The following is a 19075-nucleotide window of genomic DNA, read 5'->3' as shown; positions in this document are numbered from 1 at the left end:
AGCGGTGGAAGCCGGGCCAGCGTACTCAACACTCGGGTATGACGACGGGCAGGTTAAAGGCCAGGCCGCCGAGGGATGTTTCTTTGTATTTGTGATTCATCGCCTTGGCGGTGTGCCACATGGTTTTGATGACGGTGTCGATGTCGACTTTGCTGTCGGCAGGGTTGCCGGCCAGGGCAAGGTTGGCGGCGGTGATGGCCTTGATGGCCCCCATGGCATTGCGTTCGATGCAGGGGATCTGGACGAGGCCGCCGACGGGGTCGCAGGTCAGGCCCAGGTGGTGCTCCATGGCAATTTCGGCGGCCATGAGCACCTGCCGGGGGCTGCCGCCGAGCACTTCGGTTAGTCCGCCCGCCGCCATGGCCGAAGACACCCCGATCTCCGCCTGGCAGCCCCCGACGGCCGCAGAGATGGTGGCACCCTTTTTGAAAAGAGAACCGATTTCCCCGGCCGTGAGCAGGAAGTCCTCCACGTTGGGCGCGTCGTAATCGGTGCAGAAAAAGTAGTAATAGAGGAGAACGGCCGGAACCACGCCAGCGGCACCGTTGGTGGGGCCAGTGACGATGCGGCCCATGGCGGCGTTTTCCTCGTTGACGGCCAGGGCGAAGCAACTGACCCACTTATTGACCGTGTTGAAATCCTGGTACGCGCCGCGGATGCGCGTTTCCCAACTGGGCAGATCGGCAAAGGGGCGGGCATCGAGCAGCTCGGTGCAAATGGCCTTGGCGCGGCGCTGGACGTTGAGGCCCCCCGGCAGGGTTCCACCCGTCGTGCAGCCCCGGTATACGGCTTCTTTCATCGTTTGGAACAGCGTTTGGAGGCGGGCATCTACTTCGGCGCGGGGGCGCAGCGATTCTTCGTTGCGGCGAACGAGTGCGGCAATGGAGCAGTCGGCGGCATCAACGTGGGCCAGCAGATCGGTCCCCTTATCGATGGGAAAGGGCAATTTCACGCGCTTGCCCTTGGGCACCACCCCCACGCGGCGGATGAAGCCCCCGCCCAGGGAAGCGTAGGTGGCCTGGTGGACCACCGTTTCCCCGGCGTAGGCCAGGAATTCCAGCGTATTGGGGTGGCTCTTGTGGTTGAGATTGGTAAAGACGATGTCGCGCTGGGGCGAGAAGGGCAGAAATTGGCCGTTGATGGCCAGGATACCGCTTTCTTTGAGTTCCGCCAGGTACTCGGGGATGCGTTCGGAGGCGATGTTTTCGGCAACGTGGCCCAGCAGGCCAAGTTGCACGGCCGCATCGGTGGCGTGGCCGCGGCCCGTTTTGGACAGCGAGCCGTAGAGGCGGACCTCCAGGCGATCAAAGGAAAGAGGAGGCAAGGTGGCAACAAATTCCAGTGCCGCCTTCCATGGGCCAATGGTATGGGAGCTGGACGGACCTACGCCGATCTTGAAAATATCGAAGACACTGATGGCTGGCATGGTTAGGGGGAAATTGACGGTGGTGGTTAGGGAAGGGGCAAGACGGAAAAGATGGGTAATGATAAGGCGGATTCTCGCAACCTGAGCTGCGTCGGCTTGCGCCCGGTTCTGGTCTCCCCAAAGAGAAATTAAAATTTTGCAGCAGGGTCACCGCTCACGCCTCCAGCAGGGTTTGCAGGTCGAACTTATTCATTTGCATAAACGCAGCCATCACCCTGGGCGCTTTCCCGGGGTCGCTCAGCAGGGCGGGCAGTATGGTGGGGATGATTTGCCAGGAAACGCCAAACTTATCTTTTAGCCAGCCGCAGCGTCCTTCCTGCCCCCCATCGGCGGTTAGGTGGTTCCAGTAGTGGTCGATTTCTTCCTGGGTGTCGCAGTCGACTACCAGGGAGATGGCTTCACTGAAGGTGAACCGGGGTCCACCGTTCAAGCCCATGAATTTCTGGCCATTCAACTCCCAGTTTACCACCGTTTGGTTGGCAAAGAGGATGCGGGAGGAGGGAAAAACGGAGCAGTAGAATTCAGCGGCCTGCTGGGCTTTTCCGTCGAACCAAAGGCAGGTGTAAATTGCTTTTGCGGCCATTATGCGGAGATAGTGCTGACGTCCATAAACATCACTTCCCACTGGTGGCCGTCGGGGTCGGCAAAGCAGTCGTAGTACATCCAGCCGTGATCGGTACTTTCCTTGTAGCGGGTGCCACCGTTCTTCAAGGCCAGACCTACGATCTCATCCACCTGCTCCCGGCGGTCCACCTGGATGGCCACCAGGACCTGGGTAGTGGTTCCATCGGAAACGGGTCGGTTGGTGAAAGTGGTGAAGTATTCATGGCTGATGAGCATGGAATACATTAGCCCCTCGTTCAACACCAGGCACAAGGCCTTATCGTCAGAAAAATCTTCGTTGAAGGTGAAGCCCAGGGTGGTCCAAAAGCTCCGGGTCCTGGCCAGGTCGCGAACGGGAAGGTTAACGTAGATGGATTTTACTTCCATGGCAGATGGGTGGGTTATTTTTTGGGAAGAGCGGGGCAGGAATTACAGGAGTTTCGCCAGCCTTAATTCGCCGATCACGATCAGGCTGGCAAAGGCGGTCCACACAATCACCGGCAGGGTAAGCAGGGCCGCTGTTTTTTCCACGGGCAATAATGTATAAACGGCAAAAGCAGCAAACAGAATAACTACGGTATTCCCGGCCAGGCCAAACCACAAGGCTGAGATATTGGTGAGTCTGGCAAAACCTAGGGTGTAGTAAGCGTAAGCCGCACAGAGCAGGGCCAATCCGTATAAGCACCAGAGGTAATCTCCCCCACCCGCTCGCAGGAGCAGATACCTACCGATTCCCAACAAAGTAAAAAGTACGAACCAGACGATGGGGATAAGGTAGCCGGGAGGCGCATACCATAATTTGGGCGTTTCACCGCTCTCAAATTCCAGGCCCAGCCAGGGTGCCGGAAGGTTTACGGCGATTAAAATGCCGTAAAAGATCATTACGCTCATGAAGATTTCCAACAGCATTTTGGTATTGATTTAGCTGCCCCTGCCGTGGGGGGAATGACATTCCCTGGCGCAGGGTGCAGCGGTGAGTTAAGCGCTATTCTTCTTCCAGTTCAAACTCCTGAAAACGATCACCGTCGTGAACGAAGTTAAAACGGTCTTCGATGCTGCCAAAGCCAATGGGGTCTTGGCCGGGGAAGGCGAGCTGCCCGGAGTAGCCACTGATTTCCCCTGCGGAGAAACTCTGCTCCAGAATCTCCATCTCCTGCCTGGTTTCATCGTCCGAACTCCAATAGACAACGGAAAGAATGGTGGGAGTTTCGCTATCGTAGGTTACCTCCAGCCATTCGCTCGCAATACCGGGGTAGAAGCCATCGGAGCGGTAGCGGACGGTCAGGACGTCCTGTGATTCGTCCGTAGTGCCGGACTCCGCACTTGCGGAAGGCGTCCCGGCGGTGGGCTCGGCAGCAGAATTGCCGCAGCCTTGCAAAAGGGCCAAAAACAAAAGGAGGACGGAAAAAAAACGCATTGCGGGTGGGTTGTTGCGAGGTAAAGATAAGAAGATGGAGGTGATCCCTGGCGAACCAATTATGATCGGGTTATATGGTTGAACCATCCAATCCGCCAACCCCCGCTCTACCCGTTTGCTGTAAGTACTTTCCCTTGGCCAGGCTGGCTGAGCCGGGGGCCACGTCAGTGCCGGGGCCTGTCCATCATCCCCACTGCACCTGCGGCCGCGCCCAGCGTGGAATACTGCGAAGAAAAACACTTACCAATAATAAGCGTAACCTACGTACGGCAGCGGCGGCGGAAAAAAGGAATCTTCGTCGAGCACCACCGTAAAAACACCAAGTTGCCAGCGGTGACGGCGGGCCCCGACGCTGGCCGTAAACGAAGGAAAAATCTGAAGTTGCGGGAAGTTGAAACTCCGATCGAGCGACATGAGTACTTCGCTGTAAAGGTGCCACCGCTCCCCTACCCTGCCGCCGATGCCGATGCGATGCAGGGGTACGGGCCCATCGCCATTATCGCGGTTGTAGAAAATGCCCGTGCCGAGGTTCAAAAAGCGCCGCTCCGAGCCGATGGTAAGTATCGTGGTGAGGTCGCCAATGGCAAAAATGCCTTGGCCGTTGCCCTGGTTGAAAGGCGGGAAAAGAACCTGGTTGCTGATCCCAAGGTGGAGCTGAGGGTTGAGGCTGAAGCGCAGGCGCTGGGTAGAGAGCAGCCCCAGTGGCCCCGCCACGCCAAGCCCGACCTGCAGGTTTTGGTTGAGGTTCAACTCCGCTACCCCGTAAACGAGGTTGATGATGCGTAGCTGCCCCCGGCCGTTGAAGGGCAGGGCCGTACGCTCGTAGGTGAGGTCAGTGAGCGGCGGAGGGACACGCGGTACGGACAAGGCCGATTGCCCAACGACGAATTCTCCCAAAAAACGCATCTCTGCGAGCGGAATGACCGACACTTCATCGGCACTGCGCAGGCGGAAGTAGATCGAGTCGGCCTGAATATCGAGGGCAGTACCGAGGAGCTTGGTGTAGTCCAGCAAAATGAGTTGGTGCAGCTGCTTTTCGTCGCCCAACTTGACTTTGTAGTGGATGCGGGAGCGGTAGGATTGCCCGGCGAGCGCGGTGGCCACCAACAGCGCCAGAATTAACAGGGAAGTTCGCATGCGTGATAAAGGTGAACTAGCAAAAAGAGGTCATGTGTCTACCAAGACGCAAAGTAGGTAAAAATCGTTGGTTTGGGCTGTCGCAACAAACCTTTACGCGCCTGCATTGTAGGGTTAGCTCTTGTCAGACAATCACCCAGCTCAATGCCACATTCTGGCCCTACGCCCACGCTCACTGCTCCGGCAGACGTAATCACTTACCGCCCCAGCCGCCTGTTCATCATTCTGGCCGGCTTCTTCGTGGCCAATGCCCTGGTAGCCGAACTGATCGGGGTAAAAATCTTTGCCCTCGAAGACACGCTGGGCATTGCCGCCTGGAATTTTAACCTTTTCGGCGAAATTGGTGCGCTGCAATTCTCGGCGGGTGTGGTGCTGTGGCCCATCGTTTTCGTGATGACGGACCTGCTCAACGAGTACTACGGCCGGCGGGGCGTCCGGATGCTGAGTTTCCTGACCGTTGCGCTGATTTCCTACGCCTTTCTGATGATTTTTGCGGCCATCCAGTTGGCACCGGCCGACTGGTGGGTGGTGCAATCGGCGGCGCGTAATGTGCCGGATAGCCAGGCGGCCTTTGCCATTACCTTTGGGCAGGGGTTGTTCATCATTGTGGGGTCTTTGGCGGCCTTTTTATTGGCGCAGCTGACGGACGTCTTCGTCTTCCAACGCATCCGCGGCCGTACGGGCGAAGGACGGCTGTGGCTGCGGGCAACGGGCTCGACGGTAGTCAGCCAGCTGGTAGACAGCCTGGTGGTGCTCATCGTCGCCTTCAAGCTGGGCCCGGAACTCTTCGGCGGCGTAGCGGATCCCTGGCCCTGGTCCCGGATTCTGGCAGTAGCCACCGTCCAGTATACGTTCAAGTTCCTGATGGCCGTGGTGCTGACGCCGGTCATTTACCTTCTGCATGGCTGGATCGACCGGTATTTGGGGCACGAGCTGGCCGAAGCGCTCAAGGCGCGAGCGGGGAGGTGAGCGCTTCGCTCTTTTTTGAACCACTAAGAACACGAAGAGGGGCTAAGATCAGGCAGTCGCCGTATAACGGCTTTACCCCACCAAACTCCAAGCAACTCCATGCCCTACTCCAAGCAACTCCATGGGCTAAAAAGCCAGGTGTGCGAAGTAGACCCAACACCGTTGAGCACCACCAAAAGCTTTGCCACTGACGCCCCGCCTACAAATACACATCCAGCACCGTAAGCGCCCCAAAGACCAGGCTGGCAATGCCATTAGTGGTAAAAAAGGCGAGGTTGATCCGCCGCAAATCTCCCGCCTTCACCAGGGTGTGCTGATAAGTAAGCGCGGCCAGGAAGAAAGCTCCCGCCGCGTAGCTCAGGGTACCGAACTCCGGGTACAAAGCCGCCTGCCGCAGTACCGCCACTACGACCAAAGTCGCACAAAGCAAGTGCAAAATCCGGCCCAGGCGCAGCGCCCGGACCGTCCCCAACCGCACCGGAATGGAATACAGCGACTCCTCGCGGTCAAAGTTTTCGTCCTGCAGGGCGTAAATGATGTCGAAGCCCGCCACCCACAGCAGCACCACGCCGCCGTAGAGCACCGGCAGCAAAGCCCACTGGGCCGTCACCGCCAGGTAAGCCCCCACGGGAGCCAACGCTAGGCCGAGCCCCAGAACGAAGTGGCAGAGGTAGGTAAAACGCTTGGTATAGCTGTACCCCAGGATGACCAGCAAGGCTACCGGCGAGAGGAGAAGGCACTGCCAATTGAGTAAGCCCGCCGCAACGATGAACAGGGCGCAGTTGAGCACCACAAAATTCAGCGCCGCCCGGCTGGAGATGGTGCCGGCCGGAATTTCCCGCACCGCCGTCCGGGGGTTTTTTACGTCAATGTCGCGGTCCTGCCAACGGTTAAAAGCCATCGCTGCGGAGCGGGCAAAGACCATACAGAGCACCACCAGCAACAGTTGTTGCCAGCGCAGTTCCCCCGCATCCAGCACCGCCAGAAAAAAGCCGATCAACGCGAAAGGCAGGGCAAAAATGGTGTGGGAAAATTTGACGAGCGAGAGGAAGTCGCCCAACCGGCGGAGCAGCAGCATCGGCGGAGTGCAGTTTAAAAAGTTTACGCAAAAATAGACAGCCACCGGGCCAAAAGGTTGCTGAAGCGAGGGGAGCGCTCCGATCCAGCGCTCTGGTACCACTGTCCTTCCCCAACCGGAGGTCCCGGAACCGTTTGCTCACTCCCGTTCCGCCTTCAGCAGCGCCTTGCGTCCGTAGGTGCCGCAGATGGGGCAATCCCGCATCCGGTGCCCGCGGGCGGGGCAGTATTCCCGGCCAAAGAAGATGATCTGGAGGTGGAGTTTGTTCCAGCTTTCTTCCGGAAACAGGCGTTTCAGGTCGCGTTCGGTGCTTGCCACGTTTTTGCCGCTGCTCAGTCCCCAGCGGTAGGCCAGGCGGTGAATGTGGGTATCCACCGGAAAGGCGGGCACGCCAAAGGCCTGGCTCATCACCACCGCGGCCGTTTTGTGGCCAACGCCGGGCAGGGCCTCCAGCGCCGCCCAGTCCTGGGGGACCTCCCCGCCGTAGTCTTCCGTGAGGATGCGGCTGAGTTCCTTGATGGCTTTGCTTTTGCGCGGAGAGAGGCCACAGGGACGAATAATCGCCCGGATGTCTTCTTCCGATTGCGCCATCATTTCTTCCGGGCGCTGGGCGAGCGCCCAGAGCTGGGGCGTGACCTGGTTGACGCGCACGTCGGTACACTGCGCAGAAAGCAGGACGGCAACGAGCAAGGTGTAGGGGTCGGTGTGGTCCAGCGGAATGGGCACGGTGGGGTACAGGTCCTCCAGGATGCGGTGGATGGCGTGGGCTTTTTCTTGCTTGGTCACGGGGAAAAGAATGATCGAAAAAATGGTTGATGGGCCAACGCCGCACTGCCGCTTAAGTTGGGAGGGCGTCCATCAAAAAACGAGCAACTGCGTCAAATCCCGGATGTCGCGGATGCGGTAGGTTTCGCCCAGGTGCTTTTGGTCGGCTACGCCCGGGTGCCGCAGCCAACAGGCGTGGAAGCCGTAGTCCAGGGCCCCGCGCACGTCGGCCACCGGATTATCGCCGATCACCAGTACGGCAGACTTGTCTACCCCATCCATCTGCGCGTAGGCGTAGTCGAAAAAAGCAGCCTGGGGCTTGCCGACGCCAATTTCGTCGGAGATGGCCACAAATTCGAAGAAATGGTCCAGTCCCGTGTTGAGCAGCCGGGATCGTTGCACTTCGCGCAGGCCGTTGGTGACCATCCCCAGGCGGTAGTGGGGCCGCAGGGTCGTCAGCAACTCGTAAGCGCCCTCCAGCAGGTGGGTACTTTGGCTCAGGTAGGTGCGGTAGTTGAAGGAGAGCTCCTCCGCGGGGTGGTCCAGCTGGTAGCGCTCCAGCAGGCGCTCGAAGCGGATGGTGCGGAGCTGTTCCTTGGGCAGCAGGCCGCGTTCGTAGTCGGCCCAGGCGCGGTGGTTGATCTCGCGGTATTCACCCAGTACTTCGTCCGACCAGTCGATGTCCCGCTCGCGCAGCGTCCGTTCCAGGGCGGAAGCTTCGGCGGCGTCGAAGTCCCAGAGCGTGTTGTCCGCATCAAATAGTAACCAACGGTACATAAGGCAGCAAAATTTGGAGGGTGTAAAGGTAAGGGCGCGGTCGCAGGTGCCTGGTAAAGTTGGAGGAGCTGGGTTGGGGGGATTCGGCTGGGGATCGATGCTCTGCGGTGTGGGAGATAGGTTCGGAAGCTTTGCGTTGCAGGCCAGGGTCGGGCTAAAGCCGCGACAATACCTTGAGCGGGGGTCGGGGCTAACGCCCGCAAGGTGAAGTGGTCGGGCTAAAGCCGCGACAATACCTTGAGCGGGGGTGGGGCTGACGCCCGCAAGGTGAAGTGGTCGGGCTAAAGCCGCGACAATACCTTGAGCGGGGTCGGGGCTGACGCCCGCAAGGTGAAGTGGTCGGGCTAAAGCCGCGACAATACCTTGAGCGGGGTCGGGGCTGACGCCCGCAAGGTGAAGTGGTCGGGCTAAAGCCGCGACAATACCTTGAGCGGGGGTGGGGCTGACGCCCGCAAGGTGAAGTGGTCGGGCTAAAGCCGCGACAATACCTTGAGCGGGGGTCGGGGCTGACGCCCGCAAGGTGAAGTGGTCGGGCTAAAGCCGCGACAATACCTTGAGCGGGGTCGGGGCTGACGCCGCGACAATACCCGGGGCTGAGGCCGGAGCAGCACAACGACAAAAGCCCGGAGTGAACGATCGTTCACTCCGGGCTTTCGCATGGCCGGCGGCCGGCAAGGAAAAAAGCAGGTCTGCTTCGGGGCGAAGGAATTACTCCTCGCTGGCCTTGGCGAAGCGGCTCTTGCCGAATTTCTTGTTGAACTTATCGATCCGACCGGCGGTATCGACGTACTGCATCTTGCCCGTGAAGAAGGGGTGAGACTCGTTGGAAATCTCCAGCTTGATCAGGGGGTATTCGTTGCCGTCCTCGAACTTGTCGGTGTCCCGCGTCTTGGCGCAGGAACGGCCCAACCATGAAATGTTGGCGTTGATATCGCGGAAGATTACGGTCCGGTACGTTGCGGGGTGCAGATCTTTTTTCATTGCTTGATATTTTTCGGAGCGCAAAGGTACGCTTTTGTTTTGAATTCGCCAAGCCTCGTTGCTCAGATCATTGCTCCGTGTCCTTTCCCCTGCACCTGCGGCAGCGCCCAAGCGGCCAGCAGGCTCCTTTCCACTGTGCCAAAGCCGAACATTTGGCGGCTTCCAGCGCTTGAACTAAAGAAAAACCTCGCCATGTCCAAACCATCAGTTGATGCCCCCAATACGCTTTCCGCCGCCATCGAACTGCTGCGCAACGAAGGATATACCTACGATTTTGAACAGCAGAGCGACTGCCTGCGGTGCGAAGCCCTGGACCGGAACTTCCCCCCCGAGGCCTTTACCATCCGCCGCACTTTTCGCTTTGAAGGGATGAGTAACCCGGATGACAACTCCGTCCTCTACGCCATTGAGGGCAACGACGGCACCCGGGGGATGCTCGTTGATGCCTATGGAGTATACGCCGACTCGCTGACGCCGGAAATGATCGAAAAATTCCGGGTGGATTACTCGCGCCCCGACGGCGTTTAAGTCAGCCCCACACACAGATCCTTCTCTGGCGAGGACCACCTTCCGTAGTATGGGATGATTCCCTATGCCTGATTGTAGCGGTGTTCGGGGTCGCTGGCCCGGCGGACGCTGGTATTGCGGAGATCGCTTTCGATGATGCCATCGCGGAGGCGGACGATGCGGTGGGCGTGCTCGGAGATGTCGGGCTCGTGGGTAACCAGAATGACGGTGTTGCCAGCCTGGTGAATTTTTTCAAAAATCTCCATGATCTCGATGCTCGTTTTGGTATCGAGGTTTCCGGTGGGTTCGTCGGCCAGGATGATGGCCGGGTCATTGACCAGGGCGCGGGCGATGGCTACGCGCTGCCGCTGACCGCCCGAAAGTTCGTTGGGGCGGTGATGGACGCGATCACCGAGGCCTACCGAGTCGAGCACGGCCTGGGCGCGTGCCTGCCGTTCTTTTTTGCTGATGCCGGCGTAAACCAACGGGAGAGCGACGTTTTCCAGGGTCGTTTGCCGGGGCAGGAGGTTGAATGTCTGAAAGACGAAGCCGATCTTTTCGTTGCGGATTCTGGCCAGTTCGGTGTCGTCCATTTTACTCACGTCCTTGCCATCCAGCTCGTACCTTCCCCGGGTGGGGGTATCGAGGCAGCCCAGGAGGTTCATCAGGGTGGATTTGCCCGATCCAGAGGGGCCCATTAAAGCCACGTATTCGTTGGTATCGATGCGGAGTTCGATGCCGCGCAGGGCTTTGACCTGGGTCTGGCCCATTACGTAGGTCTTGGTAAGATCGTTGATTAAGATGACTGGGTGCAAGACAAGATATTTTGGTGGGAGGTAAAAAAGTGGCGTTCCTCAGATGACCCGCGGGACGCGAAAGTAGCCGCCTTCCTGATCCGCATCCGGCGCATTCGCCAGTGCTTCGGCCCGGTCGAGGTGGTCGCCGGAGGCGTCGGGCCGCAAGACGTTCTCCACACCGGTGACGTAGCGCAAGGGGGCTACGGCGGCCAGGTCAAGTTCGTCCAGCTTCTCCACCATGCCCAGAATATTGACCAGATCGGCCCGCAGGCGATCGGTTTGTTCGGGCGTGGGGGCCAGGCGGGAAAGTTTAGCCAGTCGCAATATTAACTGCTCATCTACGGTCATGTCCTCTTTTTCGACAAAGGTACGACGCGAGCGGACGGATGCGGCCTCCCTGCGGGGTAGATGCTGCCTAGACCTGGTGGTATTGTCGCGGCTTCAGCCCAAGGTATTGTCGCGGCTTCAGCCCGGCTCCCCCTCTCCCGGGCGTCAGCCCGACCCCGCCAGCAAACCTGGCCCCCTCCAAACAAAAGCACTACTTTTGTCTTACTAGAAATACGCTCCCCCGCCACCGCACAGCCTCTCCCCCACCCCTGCACACTTTTCAGTAATTCCTATGGCCCGCCTGATCCTTTTTGACGCCGACGTTCGCCAACACCTGCTGCCCCTCACCTACAGCCGCCCCGTAGGCGACCTCCGCATTGGCCTGCTGACGATCCGCGAGAAGTGGGAGCGCCACCTGGGTTTATCCGGTTCCTTTCTCACCCAGGATTATCTGGAGGCGCTGTTTCCCTTGGAATACGATGATCACAATTTGCTCATCAATGGCAACATTTTGCCCACGGCGGGCATCGTCGCCTTGGTGCTCGACCTCCTGCCCGGCGAAGCCTACCTCAAAAACGGGGAGTTGGTGGCCGCCTGCCTGGACCGGGCGGCGGTGGAAGCCTTGGCGCAAGACCAGGACTTCGGGGAAGTCCAGGCCTTTGATCTGGGGAACCAACCCCTGCTGACCATCCGCGAGCCAGCGGATATTTTTGCCCAGAACGCACTGGCCATCCGGGAGGACTACGTCCTGCTCACTGCGGGCCAAAGCTCTGCGCCGCTTTCGCCTAGCAACGTATTGATCGGTCCGGCGGAAAACCTGTTTCTGGAAGAAGGCGTCAAGCTGGAAGCCTGCTTCCTCAACGTGGAAGACGGCCCCATTTACATCAGTCGCGGCGCCATCGTACTGGAAGGCAGTATGTTGCGGGGGCCGCTGGGCATTGGCGAAGAGACGCTGGTGAAGATGGGGGCCAAAATCTACGGCGGCACCACCCTGGGTCCCCACTGCCGGGCCGGGGGCGAGATTAACAATGTAGTGATGCAGGGCAACAGCAACAAGGGACACGACGGTTTTCTGGGCAACGCCGTGATCGGGGAATGGTGTAACCTGGGGGCGGATACCAACGCATCTAACCTCCGCAACGACTACGGCAACGTAAAAGTCTGGTCTTACACCGCCAAGGGGATGATCGATACCGGCCGGCAGTTCCACGGCCTGGTGATGGGCGACCATGCCAAGGCGGGCATCAACACCATGTTCAACACGGGGACGGTAGTGGGCTTTTCGGCCAACGTTTTTGGGGCGGGCTTTCCGCCGGCGTTCATTCCCAGTTTCAGCTGGGGCGGGGCTGAGGGGTTCGAGACGTACCGGCCGGACAAAGCCATGGAAACCGCCGAGCGGGTGATGGCACGGCGGGAAAAAGCCTTCACGGAAGTTCACCGGGCCCTGTTTGCCGCCGTTTTTGCGGAAAGTGCGGAATTCCGGGGAAAGGAATACAGGGGGAAAGGGGGAAAGGAATAAAGGGGGAAAGGAATAAAGGAATAAAGGGGGAAAGGGAGGAAAGGAGGAAAGGGGAAATGGCTATCGCCGGGGAGGATGCTACAAAACCTGGAGGGTGTTACAAAACCTGTGTCTGCCAAATATCTCCTATTGTCCGTCCACGGCACCTGCGGCCGCGCCCTGAATCTACGCAAACCTCATGCATCCTCCGTGGCGGTGGGCGGAGCAAACAGCGTTTCGGCCCGCCAGCCGAGGTAGCCGACGATGACCAGGCTCACGATGGCCAGCCACCAGGGTGGTACATCGGCCATTTGGGTATCGGGCGTAAACTCGCCGGTCACGTAAGCCACCATCACCTGCAGGCCGTTGAAGGCGAAGTGCAGGCCGATGGGTACCCAGAGCGAGCGCGTCCAGTGGTAGCTGTAGCCCAGGGTTACGCCCAGGGCCAGCCGGGGCAGAAAGCCCGCAAACTCGAAGTGCATGAAACTGAACAGGAAAGCCGCCAGCCAGATGGCCAGGTGGTGGCTGCGGAACCACTGGCCAAAGATGCGGCGCTGGACGAGCCCGCGGAGCAACAGCTCTTCCCCCAGTGCGGGCGTGAGCGCCACGGTGACGAGGGCCATGAGTACCTCGGGGATGGAGCTCATGGTAAGGACGCCGGCCAGGAGCTGGTTGGTCCGGTCTTCCGTCTGGACGGCCCACTCGGGCAGGTCTACCTGCAAATTGAGGTAGGCCAGGTAGGCCACCACCGGCAGGGAGAGGACGAAAAAGCCGATGGCGTAAGCCAAACTGCTGGACTGGGGCCCGCGATCCAGCCCCGCCGCCCGTCGCCAGCCTCCGCGGTAGGCAAAGACGAAAGCGGCCAGGGCCGTGCCCACAAACAGGAAAAGATTGCTGCACAACAGGGCCAGGCGGAAGGCCTGCCGCTGCCCCACGGTGAGGTTTTCGCCAGAGACGGACAGCGGGTTGATGCCCGCCGCCACCATCACTGCGGAGGCCAAAACGGTGGAGACGAGGGCAAAAAGCAGTAAGGCCACCAGGGTGATGAGGAGCAGCCGGCCTGGCTTAGTTAAATCCTTGTTTATTTCTCGCATATGAAGGAAAGGTTTTTTTTCTGTCAACTATTGGTTTATTTTGCAGCCGTATTGACGGAGTTTGACACTCCTGACCCCATAAAATTTGTTAACACTAGACGTATTACACAACGCTACTTCAGACGCAGGTCCCTAACCGTTTCCAAGTACTTTTGAGCCAACACCTGATTTTTCAGCCCGCAAATCTACACCTTTACACCCAGCTTTGACCTGGATGAAAATGACTGCGCGTGTGCTGTGTCTGCTAGTTTGGACTATTGGATGAAAGTATTTCTATCCCTTCTTTTGTTGGTTTTAGTCTTTTTTACTTTTACCCCTTCCCTGCGCGGGCAGGCTTGTTCCAGCGACGATTTTGGCACGGTGACTTATACTCCGGATTACTCCACCTTTCCGGGCTCCGTGTACCCCGCAGGTACTGCCGTGGAGATTTGTTTCATTACGGACAACTACGTGCCCACGGGATCTGAGTTCCTGCACTCCGTGATTCCTTTGAGTGTAGGGTCGGGTTTCGATTTTTCTTCCCTGACTCCCGGCACACCTCCGGCAGCGTCTTGTTCCAATGGTGGGGTTTGGGGCTGGTACCCTAGTTGGACCCGTTGTGTTCCCGGGTGCCAAACCACATTCGGGCCGGGCTACGCTTTCGATAGCCCGCAGGGGACGAACGACCCGGGGAGCAATTGCAACAGCCCGGCCGTGCTGGATGGAAACCCTGGGAATAACTGGGGAGACGGGGGAGTCTCCGGGGGTGGAGGGGTGAATTGCACCTCCAGCGGTCTGGTGTTTTGCTTCAACCTGATTACCGTAGACGCCGCAGGCCAGTGCCCCGGCGAGGCTTACAATTTTATCCTTGAGATCAACCCCGACGGGGAAACGGGCGGCTACAGCGGTGGCAACCCCTGTAATTCCCCTTGCCAGGACGATGCCAACGTCTGCTTTCCTGAAATTGAGGACCCCCTTACCCAACTGCTGAATGACCCCTGCCCCGGTGAAAACTTCCGCATCGAAGGCAGTTTCTCCAGCGGGGCCTGCAACGTAATCGTAACCTGGGAGAATGCCAGCGGAGTGGTGGTAGGAACGGACCCCATCCTAGAAATCAACGTTCCTGGCACCTATACCTTTGGCGTCAGCAACGGATCCGGTTGCCGCACCATCAGCGACGCAATCACGGTCAATTACACCACCATCAACCCTACTATTAGTCCGGATCCGGGAGATAGCTACTGCTTCGGTGAAACAGTGACTTTGGTAGCTACCGGTGGTACGGGCTACCGGTGGCGGAACCCTGCAGGGATGATTGTAAGCACTTCGGCTACCCATACCTTCACGGCGACTCCGGCTTTGGCGGGAACTTATACGGTAGAAGTCCTGTACGGCACTGGCAACAGCTGTTTTGAAACCCTGACGACCACCATTACCGTTAGCCCACAGATTACTGCGACCATCACCGACAATGGCCCGGTGTGCCAGATGGATGACATCACCTTCACGGCCACCAGCGGCGCGGGATCATTCCCCGCCGGCACTACGTTCACCTGGAACAATGCCCCCGACGGTAGCACGCACACCATCACTACCGGCCCGGCGGGAATCTTGCAAATGCGCCTGGAAGTTACGCTGCCAAGTGGCTGCTCGCAGGTGTTTTTCCACTCCTACGAGGTCTGGGAGCGTCCTACGGTTATGATTGCTCCCGCCAGCGCGGAGCTTTGCCCCGATGGCAGTGTCACCCTCACGTCAACCGTCACCGGCGGGCAGCCCCCGTACACGTACCTCTGGGGGCCCGAAAATACCTTTACCACCAGTACGCTGCTCATAAATGCCAGCTCGACCCAGACCACCGAACTCTACCTGGAAGTAACTGATGCCAATGGATGTAACAACTTTTCCAATTTTGCGGACATCACGTTCCTGCCCTCACTCAGCCCAGTAACTTTCGGTGCCTGTAACTCTTCCACCGTCAACGAAATCTTGTTTAGCTGGAATGACGTGGGCCAGGATGGCTTTGAGGTCTACATCCGCATCGGTAGTGGAACGGAAATGCTGGTGTCCAACAACTACACTGGCCTGAGTTACCTGCTTACGGGCCTCCTGCCTGAGCAGAGTGCCACTATTCGCGTGGTCCCGTTCAATAATTCAGCGAGCGGCCGTTGTCTGGGCCCCACCAACAGCATCACCTGCACCACCCCCGCCTGCCAAAATCCCGGCTGGATTTTCGACGCTATCGACCCCATCTGCGTGACCACGGCGGGGCAGCCGTACGATTTTTTCCTCAACACCTTCGCGAATGGCTCCATCATCCTCAACAGCAGCACTTTGGGCCTGGTCAACCAGCCGGCGGGAAGTTTCGGGACCACCACCCTCTCCCTGCCTGCCTTGGCACCGGGCGTGACCAGTTTCGTCCATCAGGTCAGCGCCTCATTCCTTTACCCCAACGGTACCTGTCCCTACGACACGGTCTTCAACATCCCCGTCGTAGGTGCGGCCAATGCCGACCTGACCACGCCTTTGGCCCAGGTTTGTGCCAACGCTGCCGACGTCATTTTCTCGTTGGTCAACGCCTACGATCCCAACGCCACCTACACCTTAAGCATCGATAACCCGGCGGGCACCACCATCCTGCGCAACGAACCCCAGAACCGCCTGTTTGAGGTACGCTTCAGCCAATTCCGCACTTACCAGGTCACTTTGACCACCGTCAGTACGAGCAACCCCGGTTGTGGGGATAGTTTCACCACTTCATTCACGCTCGTCCAGCCCCCTGCGTTGCCGACCGTGACCTGTGCGGAACAGGGCCTGGACTCCGTCGCCTTCAGCTGGAACGACGTGGGGGCAGACGCCTACACCGTCAACGAAATCAGCATCCCCGCCGGCGCAACAACTGAACGTACGCCGCTGGGCTTCATCGTCCGCAACCTCAACGCGGGCGATGCGGTGACGATCTCCGTAACGGCCAACACCATGGGCTGCGCGCCCGTAACCAGCCTGCCGGTGGAATGCGTTGCCCAGTCCTGTGCAGCCATCACCCCCGTCATCACCACCCCTTCCGGAACCTTTTGCAGCGACGGTTCGGCCACCCCGGTTGCCCTGAGCGCCAACGTCCCCCCGGCCGGCAGCATCCAGTGGAGCGGCCCCGGCGTTACGGGCAGCAGCTTTGACCCCGCCGCGGCAGGACCGGGCGTGCACACCGTCACTCTGGTGTACACTGAAGGAACCTGTACTTACCCTGCGACCATCCAGTTTACGGTACTGGCCCCGCCCTCGGCCAGTTTTTCCGCCAGCAGCAGTGCGGTTTGCGCGGGCGACGAGGTGACCTTCACGTACACGGGTGGTGACCCAACTGGATTGGCCTTTGGCTGGGCAATTCCTCAGGGCGCTACCCTGGTCAGTGGCGATGCCAACAGCGTCGGGCCCATTGTCATCCGTTTTGACGATCCGGGGATGCCGATTGTTGGTCTTGCAGTGGTGGGTACTGCTTGCCCTTCTCAAGCGTCCACTGCTCCCATTACGGTCTCTGCACCTGCGACCGCGCCCACAATTGACTGTGAGAATGTAAGTTTTGACCGGGTGGGCTTCGCCTGGAGCCACCCGAGCAGCAGCACCTTCATGGTGAACATCATCAGCCAGCCGGCCGGTGCCACGATCACCCAAACGGCCAATTCCCTGCTGGCCACGGGCCTCAACGAAGGCGAAGCGGTGACCATCGAGGTGATCGCCGTCAACGGAGGCCCCTGCGGAAATTCCGCGCCAACGACCCTGACCTGTACCGCCCAAAGCTGCCCGCCGATTACGTTGGATTTGGTACCCGTCGGCCCCTTCTGCGCGGGCCAGGACACCACCGTCGTCCTCCAACCCAATGTCATGGGTTCCGACGGCAGCGGCAGCCTGAGCTGGCTACAGACCGATGGCAGCACCCTTGGTACCTTTAACCCCAGCGGTATTGCTCCGGGTATCCACCAGGTTTTTGCCACCTTCAGTGAGGGCGGCTGTACTTTCCGGGATACCATTGACGTGACCATCAATGCCCTGCCCGCTTCTACTTTCAACCTGCCCGACGGACCGATTTGTACGGATGAGGTAGTGGGCGCGGACGCAGGTGCCGCGCAAGTTGGCTGGAGCTATGCCTGGGAAGTACCCGCCAGCGATGCCACGGTGACGGATGGCGTAGACGATGCCGCCATCGACGTAAGTTGGAGCAGTCCGGGCCGGAAATACGTCCGTCTGGTCATCACCGACGACGACGGATGCTCCGGCACAGTGGCCATCGACAGCATTGACGTGGTAGCGCCGCTCCTGCCCCCCGTGGTCACTTGTGGCCCCAACAGCCTGAGCAGCGTCTCCTTTCGCTGGGACCCCCAGCCGGGCGTAGCGACCTACGAAGTGAGCGTTGACGGCCAGCCGGGAACCTTACAGGACTCTACGGGCCTGACCATCAGCGGCTTGAACGAAGGCGATATGGTGTCCATTACCGTCATTGCCATCGGGGCTGCGCCTTGCGGCAATAGTGCGGCCTCGGCCCCGGTATCCTGTACCGCTTCCAGCTGCCCGACGATCACGGTGACGCCGCCAGCCGATGCAGACTTCTGCCTCGGGGCGGCGGGTAACGTCGTAACCCTGAGTGCCACCCAGAGCGGGGGCGTTGGCGGGGGGAACTTCGCCTTCACGGGCAACGGGGTGACCAACAATGCGGGCGTATTCACTTTCGATGCCGCTGCGGCGGGCCTGGGTTCTCACCCCATACAGGTGATCTACAACGAACTGACCTGCGCCGATACGGCCGTCTTTACCTATACCGTCCTGGCGCCGCCCACCAGCGATTTCACGCTGAACGGTGGAGGAACGGACATCACCGTCTGCACCGGCGAAGACATTCTACTGGCCTACGCCGGGGATTTGCCCCAGGCGGCGAGTGGTACTTTCAGCTGGGACTTCGCTTCGGCCACCGCGACTGCGCTGGCGGGCTACGAAAGCTACACGCTCAACTTTGCTTCCGCAGGTACTTTTGCCATTATGCTTACGGTTGAGGGCAATGGCTGTACCAGTTCACTTTCCCAACTCAACATTACGGTTGAAGATCCGCTGCCCGCACCGAACCCGACTTGCAGCGCGGCAGATCGCAACTCCGTCACCATCACCTGGCCCGCCGTGGCCGGTGCAACGGGTTACCTGATTGACAATGGAGACATGCTTCCCGCGGGGCAAACGAGCTACACCCGCAGTGGGCTTTTGCCCGGGGAGACCGCAACGATGACGGTTACGGCCCTCGGAAGTGGGGCTTGCGGCAATAGTCCGGCCTCCGTTGCAGTGAGCTGCCAGGCGGAGGCTTGTCCGCCGTTTACCCTCGATCGGACGGGCGTAGCCGACCAGGTTTGCCTCCTCAACGGCAATGAAACGCTGGACCTCAGCACCGTTCTGGTAACGGGCGGCAACGGCAACGGGGCTACTTACACCTTCAGCGGGCCGGGCGTATCGGGCACCACCTTCGACGCCGCCGCCGCCGGGGGCTCCGAAGCCGGAACGACCCATACCATCAATGTCACTTACTCCGAGGAGGGGCCCTGTGATTTTACGGGAACCTTTGAGGTAATCGTTTTTGCACGGCCTTCGGTGCTCATCACGCTGTCCGATCCCGCCTGCGTCGGCGAAGCGGTAAGCGTCGTCATCAGCAGCGGTAACCCGATTGGCAATGCCGACATCACCGTTGA

At 59.4% G+C, this 19075-nt stretch carries 17 protein-coding genes; 4 read left to right on the top strand and 13 right to left on the bottom strand.

What is annotated here, in order from left to right:
- Positions 1–25: 25 nt before the first annotated feature.
- The 6 genes from H9S92_RS17650 to H9S92_RS17625 all read right to left on the bottom strand — a co-directional run bounded on the left by H9S92_RS17650 (position 26) and on the right by H9S92_RS17625 (position 4583).
- Positions 26–1426 carry an L-serine ammonia-lyase gene (locus H9S92_RS17650; RefSeq protein ID WP_187468025.1) on the bottom strand — a complete coding sequence of 467 codons (1401 nt, stop codon included), beginning with the start codon at positions 1424–1426 and terminating at the stop codon, positions 26–28.
- Positions 1427–1580: 154 nt separating this feature from the next.
- Positions 1581–2009 (bottom strand): VOC family protein, encoded by a 429-nt coding sequence (locus tag H9S92_RS17645; protein WP_187468024.1) that lies wholly within the window; start codon positions 2007–2009, stop codon positions 1581–1583.
- Positions 2009–2416, bottom strand: a complete 408-nt coding sequence (locus H9S92_RS17640) for a VOC family protein (RefSeq protein WP_187468023.1) — start codon at positions 2414–2416, stop codon at positions 2009–2011. Before H9S92_RS17640 ends, H9S92_RS17645 begins: the two co-directional genes overlap by 1 nt.
- Positions 2417–2458: 42 nt before the next feature.
- A complete protein-coding gene (locus H9S92_RS17635) occupies positions 2459–2938 on the bottom strand; it encodes a TspO/MBR family protein (protein WP_187468022.1) in 480 nt (159 codons plus the stop codon).
- A gap of 76 nt (positions 2939–3014) precedes the next feature.
- Complete coding sequence (locus H9S92_RS17630; protein WP_187468021.1) at positions 3015–3446, bottom strand: hypothetical protein; 432 nt, start codon at positions 3444–3446, stop codon at positions 3015–3017.
- A 240-nt stretch (positions 3447–3686) separates the two neighbouring features.
- Positions 3687–4583 (bottom strand): hypothetical protein, encoded by an 897-nt coding sequence (locus H9S92_RS17625; RefSeq protein WP_187468020.1) that lies wholly within the window; start codon positions 4581–4583, stop codon positions 3687–3689.
- Positions 4584–4727: 144 nt separating this feature from the next.
- Here H9S92_RS17625 and H9S92_RS17620 point away from each other — a divergent pair, with 144 nt between their 5' ends.
- Entirely contained in the window at positions 4728–5552 is an 825-nt protein-coding gene (locus H9S92_RS17620; RefSeq protein WP_187468019.1) for a queuosine precursor transporter, read from the top strand.
- A 199-nt stretch (positions 5553–5751) separates the two neighbouring features.
- Here H9S92_RS17620 and H9S92_RS17615 read toward each other — a convergent pair whose 3' ends face one another.
- The 4 genes from H9S92_RS17615 to H9S92_RS17600 form a co-directional block, all read right to left on the bottom strand.
- Positions 5752–6630, bottom strand: a complete 879-nt coding sequence (locus tag H9S92_RS17615) for a UbiA-like polyprenyltransferase (protein WP_187468018.1) — start codon at positions 6628–6630, stop codon at positions 5752–5754.
- Positions 6631–6768: 138 nt separating this feature from the next.
- Positions 6769–7416, bottom strand: coding sequence for an endonuclease III (gene nth, locus H9S92_RS17610; protein WP_187468017.1), 648 nt, complete (start codon positions 7414–7416; stop codon positions 6769–6771).
- 72 nt (positions 7417–7488) lie between these two features.
- A complete protein-coding gene (locus tag H9S92_RS17605; RefSeq protein WP_187468016.1) occupies positions 7489–8172 on the bottom strand; it encodes a YjjG family noncanonical pyrimidine nucleotidase in 684 nt (227 codons plus the stop codon).
- 708 nt (positions 8173–8880) lie between these two features.
- Positions 8881–9153, bottom strand: a complete 273-nt coding sequence (locus H9S92_RS17600) for a type B 50S ribosomal protein L31 (RefSeq protein ID WP_187468015.1) — start codon at positions 9151–9153, stop codon at positions 8881–8883.
- Between the two features lie 192 nt (positions 9154–9345).
- On the opposite strand from H9S92_RS17600, the gene H9S92_RS17595 reads away from it, so the two are divergent.
- Entirely contained in the window at positions 9346–9681 is a 336-nt protein-coding gene (locus H9S92_RS17595) for a phosphoribosylpyrophosphate synthetase (RefSeq protein ID WP_187468014.1), read from the top strand.
- Positions 9682–9743: 62 nt separating this feature from the next.
- Here the strand turns inward: H9S92_RS17595 and H9S92_RS17590 are convergent, their stop codons facing one another.
- Together H9S92_RS17590 and gatC are read right to left on the bottom strand one after the other, a co-directional pair.
- Positions 9744–10475: an ABC transporter ATP-binding protein gene (locus tag H9S92_RS17590; protein WP_290282219.1), complete on the bottom strand. Its 732-nt coding sequence runs from the start codon at positions 10473–10475 to the stop codon at positions 9744–9746.
- 39 nt (positions 10476–10514) lie between these two features.
- Entirely contained in the window at positions 10515–10805 is a 291-nt protein-coding gene (gene gatC / locus H9S92_RS17585) for an Asp-tRNA(Asn)/Glu-tRNA(Gln) amidotransferase subunit GatC (protein WP_187468013.1), read from the bottom strand.
- A gap of 271 nt (positions 10806–11076) precedes the next feature.
- On the opposite strand from gatC, the gene H9S92_RS17580 reads away from it, so the two are divergent.
- Positions 11077–12303: a GlmU family protein gene (locus H9S92_RS17580; RefSeq protein ID WP_187468012.1), complete on the top strand. Its 1227-nt coding sequence runs from the start codon at positions 11077–11079 to the stop codon at positions 12301–12303.
- Positions 12304–12479: 176 nt separating this feature from the next.
- Here the strand turns inward: H9S92_RS17580 and H9S92_RS17575 are convergent, their stop codons facing one another.
- Positions 12480–13376 (bottom strand): CPBP family intramembrane glutamic endopeptidase, encoded by an 897-nt coding sequence (locus H9S92_RS17575; RefSeq protein ID WP_187468011.1) that lies wholly within the window; start codon positions 13374–13376, stop codon positions 12480–12482.
- Positions 13377–13637: 261 nt separating this feature from the next.
- On the opposite strand from H9S92_RS17575, the gene H9S92_RS17570 reads away from it, so the two are divergent.
- A partial coding sequence (locus tag H9S92_RS17570) for a hypothetical protein (RefSeq protein ID WP_187468010.1) occupies positions 13638–19075 on the top strand: 5438 nt, incomplete at its 3' end.

The sequence above is a fragment of the Neolewinella lacunae genome, from assembly GCF_014349155.1.
Taxonomy (GTDB): domain Bacteria; phylum Bacteroidota; class Bacteroidia; order Chitinophagales; family Saprospiraceae; genus Neolewinella; species Neolewinella lacunae.
Note: the sequence above shows the minus strand (reverse complement) of the source record. Positions and strands in the feature narration are given on the sequence as shown.

Excerpts from the sequence above, each read along its gene's own strand:
- H9S92_RS17575 (WP_187468011.1), bottom strand. The coding sequence starts at position 13,376 with ATGCGAGAAATAAACAAGGATTTAACTAAGCCAGGCCGGCTGCTCCTC.
- H9S92_RS17650 (WP_187468025.1), bottom strand. The coding sequence starts at position 1,426 with ATGCCAGCCATCAGTGTCTTCGATATTTTCAAGATCGGCGTAGGTCCG.
- gatC (WP_187468013.1), bottom strand. The coding sequence starts at position 10,805 with ATGACCGTAGATGAGCAGTTAATATTGCGACTGGCTAAACTTTCCCGC.
- H9S92_RS17605 (WP_187468016.1), bottom strand. The coding sequence starts at position 8,172 with ATGTACCGTTGGTTACTATTTGATGCGGACAACACGCTCTGGGACTTC.
- H9S92_RS17580 (WP_187468012.1), top strand. The coding sequence starts at position 11,077 with ATGGCCCGCCTGATCCTTTTTGACGCCGACGTTCGCCAACACCTGCTG.
- H9S92_RS17595 (WP_187468014.1), top strand. The coding sequence starts at position 9,346 with ATGTCCAAACCATCAGTTGATGCCCCCAATACGCTTTCCGCCGCCATC.
- H9S92_RS17620 (WP_187468019.1), top strand. The coding sequence starts at position 4,728 with ATGCCACATTCTGGCCCTACGCCCACGCTCACTGCTCCGGCAGACGTA.
- H9S92_RS17625 (WP_187468020.1), bottom strand. The coding sequence starts at position 4,583 with ATGCGAACTTCCCTGTTAATTCTGGCGCTGTTGGTGGCCACCGCGCTC.
- H9S92_RS17640 (WP_187468023.1), bottom strand. The coding sequence starts at position 2,416 with ATGGAAGTAAAATCCATCTACGTTAACCTTCCCGTTCGCGACCTGGCC.
- H9S92_RS17630 (WP_187468021.1), bottom strand. The coding sequence starts at position 3,446 with ATGCGTTTTTTTTCCGTCCTCCTTTTGTTTTTGGCCCTTTTGCAAGGC.
- H9S92_RS17645 (WP_187468024.1), bottom strand. The coding sequence starts at position 2,009 with ATGGCCGCAAAAGCAATTTACACCTGCCTTTGGTTCGACGGAAAAGCC.
- H9S92_RS17615 (WP_187468018.1), bottom strand. The coding sequence starts at position 6,630 with ATGCTGCTGCTCCGCCGGTTGGGCGACTTCCTCTCGCTCGTCAAATTT.
- H9S92_RS17635 (WP_187468022.1), bottom strand. The coding sequence starts at position 2,938 with ATGCTGTTGGAAATCTTCATGAGCGTAATGATCTTTTACGGCATTTTA.
- H9S92_RS17600 (WP_187468015.1), bottom strand. The coding sequence starts at position 9,153 with ATGAAAAAAGATCTGCACCCCGCAACGTACCGGACCGTAATCTTCCGC.